Annotated in this window: 4 protein-coding genes; all 4 read left to right on the forward strand. The window is 52.3% G+C overall.

All coding sequences use genetic code 11. The features are described 5' to 3' along the window. Positions 1–322 precede the first annotated feature (322 nt). The 4 genes from PFRI_RS04340 (at position 323) to PFRI_RS04355 (ending at position 4,072) form a co-directional block, all read left to right on the forward strand. The gene (locus PFRI_RS04340; RefSeq protein WP_072629517.1) at positions 323–649 is read left to right on the forward strand and encodes a hypothetical protein; all 327 of its coding nucleotides are present in this window, start codon (positions 323–325) and stop codon (positions 647–649) included. Positions 650–921: 272 nt separating this feature from the next. Then, positions 922–1,923 (forward strand): DctP family TRAP transporter solute-binding subunit, encoded by a 1,002-nt coding sequence (locus tag PFRI_RS04345; protein ID WP_072629521.1) that lies wholly within the window; start codon positions 922–924, stop codon positions 1,921–1,923. Positions 1,924–2,011: 88 nt separating this feature from the next. Then, the gene (locus tag PFRI_RS04350; RefSeq protein ID WP_072629518.1) at positions 2,012–2,692 is read left to right on the forward strand and encodes a TRAP transporter small permease; all 681 of its coding nucleotides are present in this window, start codon (positions 2,012–2,014) and stop codon (positions 2,690–2,692) included. Between the two features lie 3 nt (positions 2,693–2,695). Then, the gene (locus tag PFRI_RS04355) at positions 2,696–4,072 is read left to right on the forward strand and encodes a TRAP transporter large permease (RefSeq protein WP_072629519.1); all 1,377 of its coding nucleotides are present in this window, start codon (positions 2,696–2,698) and stop codon (positions 4,070–4,072) included. Positions 4,073–4,436 lie beyond the last annotated feature (364 nt).

Here is a 4,436-nt window from a genome sequence, read left to right on the forward strand (position 1 = left end):
ATAAAGAATATGAAATCCAAACCCGCAAACTCTCGTTATGAATGAGGGAGCCTAGGGGGGCAGGTCATTCCCTTTCAATTCAGCCAAACACACGGCCTATTCAAGAGTGTTACTGCACAAGTAACTTTCCAGCAATCTGACGTAGGCTTGGAAATGATCTCAGGCGAATATCGCAACTGCCTGAAGCCGCTCGCTTATTTGCGAAGTTTCACCATTCCGGGTGATATCGTGAGGATCTCAAATCCTGCAACTCTAACGCCATTGCTCGAGGGGAGAGCACAATCGCACCCTCGCTTTTGATACATTGGTTTTGGAGGAAAATATGAAAAATACATCTATGAATACATCTATGATCGCTCTTACCGTTGCTGCCGCGATGGGTTTTACAAGTGCTGCACACGCGCAAGCGACGGGCGGTGGCGGCGGACTTATTGCTGCGGGGCAGGGTATTGCCTTGCCAACCGTTAATGCGACGCCGCCACCTCTGCGCGTTCCTCTCAATCAACAAATCCTTGCGGGTATTTCGGGGCCTGCAAATGCAGGGCTTGGTGGGTTGAGTGTGGCGGGTGTTTCAGCTCTTGGTCTGGGCGCGATTATTGCAGTTGGCGCTATCTCGCGAGGCGGGGCTACTCCGGGAACGAACCGTTAAACCGGACCCAAAATAAGCAAGTGCATGCAAACATTGCTAAATCGAGAACGCTGAACCTGCGCCCGAAATCGTGCGTCTTCAGCGTTTTTGGCGTTTTAGGGCCCGTCTTTCTAAAGGGGTAGTCGTCAACTTAATTGGTTCCATTCGGTTTTGAGCCCTGTTTCTCCCAAGCAAGGCTTGAGCATAAAGCAAAACCAGCGCATCTTGCGTAGGCATGATCTCCGAGCGAGTCGAAGATCAAAGATTTTACAATGCTCTGGGAGGAGACATTCATGAAATTCCTAGCAACAGCCGCAACGGCTTTGGCTCTGGCAGTCACCGCAAACACCGCAGCGGCCGCCTGTGATGACGGCGAGATCGTCATCAAGTTCAGCCACGTGACTAACACAGACAAGCACCCTAAAGGCATCGCCGCGACGCTTCTTGAGCAGCGCGTCAATGACGAGATGAACGGCAAAGCCTGCATGGAAGTTTTCCCGAACTCCACGCTTTATAACGATGACGCGGTTCTCGAAGCGCTGCTTCAGGGCGACGTTCAGATGGCGGCACCGTCTTTGTCCAAGTTTGAGCAGTTCACCAAAACATTCCGTCTGTTCGACCTTCCGTTCATGTTCAAGAACATCAATGCTGTTGACGAATTCCAGACATCCGAGACAGGTCAGGCGATGAAGGAATCCATGACACGTCGTGGACTGCTGGGTCTCGCGTTCTGGCACAATGGCATGAAGCAAATGTCAGCAAACAAGGCACTTGTGTCCCCATCCGATGCGAACGGCCTTAAGTTCCGCGTACAGAACTCTGACGTTCTCAAGGCGCAGATGGCAGCAATCGGCGGTTCCCCGCAGCCAATGGCGTTCTCTGAGGTTTACGGCGCTTTGCAGACAGGCGTTGTGGACGGCCAAGAGAACACGTGGTCCAACATTTATGGCCGCAAGTTCTTCGAAGTTCAGGACGGTGTTACAGAAACAAACCACGGTATCATCGACTATCTCGTCGTGACATCCACGGATTTCATGGACAGCCTGCCTGACGATGTCCGCGAACAGCTGACAACGATTGTGACCGAAGTGACGGCTGCACGTAACTCTGAGTCCACCGCAGTTAACGCAGCTGCGAAAGACGCGATCATTGAAGCGGGCGGTGTTGTCCGTGAGTTGACTGCAGAGCAGCGTCAAGAATGGGTCACCACAATGATGCCTGTTTGGGAGCAGTTCAAAGAGGACGTGGGTCAAGAGAACATTGACGCCGCGCAAGCGATCAACGCAAAGCACTAATTCCACACTCTGTGGTCCGCTCCGGCGCGCGTATCTGCGCCGGAGCGATTTATAAATTCACCTAAAATGAAAAGAGGGAGGCAAGGGCATGTCTGCGCATTATCAGCCGCAAACTGCACTGGGCCGCGCTGTCAATGAAATCGAGGAGACAGCCATAGCGCTGATCCTTGGCATCATGACACTGATCACATTTACCAATGTAATTTTGCGCTACGGGTTCAATACAGGGCTAATCTGGGGGCTAGAAATGGTCTCGTTTCTTTTCGCTTGGTTGGTCTTATTCGGCATCAGCTATGCAGTGAAAGTGACCGCGCACTTGGGTGTGGATGCGATCATCAATCTCTTTGACTCGCGTGTGAAGCGGGTTCTAGCGATCATCGCCGTCGCTGTGTGCATCGCCTACGCGTTCTTACTGCTTAAAGGCGCTTGGGATTATTGGGCACCCTTCGCGGGGTTGGATTCAACGACAGGGCGCTGGTTCCCGACGGGATTTGCCAACAGTCGTGATCAGGCTTGGTACGAGACCAACGACATTCCATTGCCAGAGTTTCTGCGCTTTCTTGAAGCAAGCATGAACCAAGGCGAAGAATACGAAAAGCTGCCTCGTTTCATTCCATACGCGATGCTTCCCTTTGGGGCCGCGCTGTTGTTGTTCCGCTTCATTCAAGCAGGCGTGCGTATTGTGAAGGGTACGCAAGCCACGATCATCGTGAGCCATGAAGCTGAAGACGACGTCGCCAACGTTGCCCACATGAACAAGGAGGGCTAGTGCATGGAAGTAGCAATTCTATTTACAATGGTGATCGGCTTGATGCTGGTCGGCGTGCCTATTGCGATCTCGCTTGGTTTCTCGTCCATTCTGTTCTTGCTGGTGCTGAGTGATACCTCGCTCGCCTCTATCGCGCAGACGTTCTTTCAGGCGATGGCAGGGCACTACACTTTGCTTGCTATTCCGTTCTTCATTCTTGCGTCGAGCTTTATGTCGACGGGCGGTGTCGCCGCTAGGATCATTCGTTTCTCGATTGCCATCGTTGGCCATCTTCCCGGTGGTCTAGCGATTGCGGGTGTTTTTGCTTGTATGCTGTTTGCGGCTTTGTCCGGTTCTAGCCCTGCAACGGTTGTGGCCATTGGCTCTATCGTGATCGCGGGCATGGTGCAGGTCGGCTATACCAAAGACTTCGCAGCGGGCGTGATCGCCAATGCGGGTACTTTGGGCATCTTGATCCCGCCGTCTATCGTGATGGTGGTCTATGCATCCGCGACTGACGTTTCCGTGGGACGTATGTTCCTCGCGGGTGTCATTCCGGGCTTGATGGCGGGCACCATGTTGATGGTGACGATCTACGTCATCGCTAAAGTCAAAAACATGCCAAAGGGCGAGTGGAAAGGCTGGGGCGAAGTTTGGGCCTCTGGCACAGAAGCGGGCTGGGGCTTGTTCCTGATTGTGATCATCTTGGGCGGCATCTACGGCGGCATCTTCACCCCGACAGAGGCGGCAGCAGTTGCGGCGGTCTATGCGTTCTTTATCGCGAACTTTGTCTACCGCGATATGGGGCCACTCTACAAAGGCGAAGGGCAGCGCAACCTCAGCCTTATCGAGAAGCCTATCGCTTTGGTCACGGCGTTTTTTCACAAGGACACGCGCGACACTTTGTTCGATGCGGGTAAGTTGACGGTCACGTTGATGTTCATCATCGCCAACGCGTTGATCCTGAAGCATGTTCTGACAGACGAGCAAATCCCGCAACAGATCGCTGGTGCGATGTTGCAAGCGGGCTTTGGCGCGGTGATGTTCTTGGTAATCGTCAACGTCATTCTGCTGATCGGTGGTCAGTTTATGGAACCTTCTGGTTTGATTGTCATCGTCGCCCCCTTGGTGTTCCCGATCGCGATCGAGCTGGGGATTGATCCGATCCACCTTGGTATCATCATGGTTGTGAATATGGAGATCGGGATGATCACGCCACCTGTTGGCTTGAACCTGTTCGTCACCTCTGGTGTCGCGGGCATGCCGATGATGCGGGTTGTGAAGGCGGCATTGCCGTTCTTGGCGGTACTCTTCGTGTTCTTGATCATCATCACTTACGTGCCATGGTTCTCGACCTTCTTGCCCACATACTTCATGGGGCCGGAAATAATCGTGAAGTAGCGAAACCTGTTGCAAAGAAAAAGCCGCGCCGTGCTCAATGCAGGGCGCGGTTTTTTGTTGTCTTGAAAGATCACTATATCAGGTCTTTTTGTCCCTGTTCTCTATTCCAGCCCTCTTATTCTCAGGAAGAAGATTGTAAAAAGTCTCTACTTCTTTGGGTTCGGTTATCATGGTTTTGACTATTAAGTTAATAAGTCCAAACAGCATGTGAACGGTCTCGTTGTCGTCTCGAAGGTCCATTTCACCTGGATGAACTGCCTCGTTTCCAATTACTCGAACTGCATCCAAAGCCTGCTGAATTTTGATGTTTGAAGTGGTCCGGCAAAACTGGACAGCGTGCTAAGATGTATCCAACCTTGAAGAC

The sequence above is a fragment of the Planktotalea frisia genome (assembly GCF_001890925.1).
Classification (GTDB): Bacteria; Pseudomonadota; Alphaproteobacteria; order Rhodobacterales; family Rhodobacteraceae; genus Planktotalea; species Planktotalea frisia.

Bases quoted from the DNA above. Each gene is read 5' to 3' on its own strand.
- PFRI_RS04345 (WP_072629521.1), top strand. From the start codon at position 922: ATGAAATTCCTAGCAACAGCCGCAACGGCTTTGGCTCTGGCAGTCACC.
- PFRI_RS04340 (WP_072629517.1), top strand. From the start codon at position 323: ATGAAAAATACATCTATGAATACATCTATGATCGCTCTTACCGTTGCT.
- PFRI_RS04350 (WP_072629518.1), top strand. From the start codon at position 2,012: ATGTCTGCGCATTATCAGCCGCAAACTGCACTGGGCCGCGCTGTCAAT.
- PFRI_RS04355 (WP_072629519.1), top strand. From the start codon at position 2,696: ATGGAAGTAGCAATTCTATTTACAATGGTGATCGGCTTGATGCTGGTC.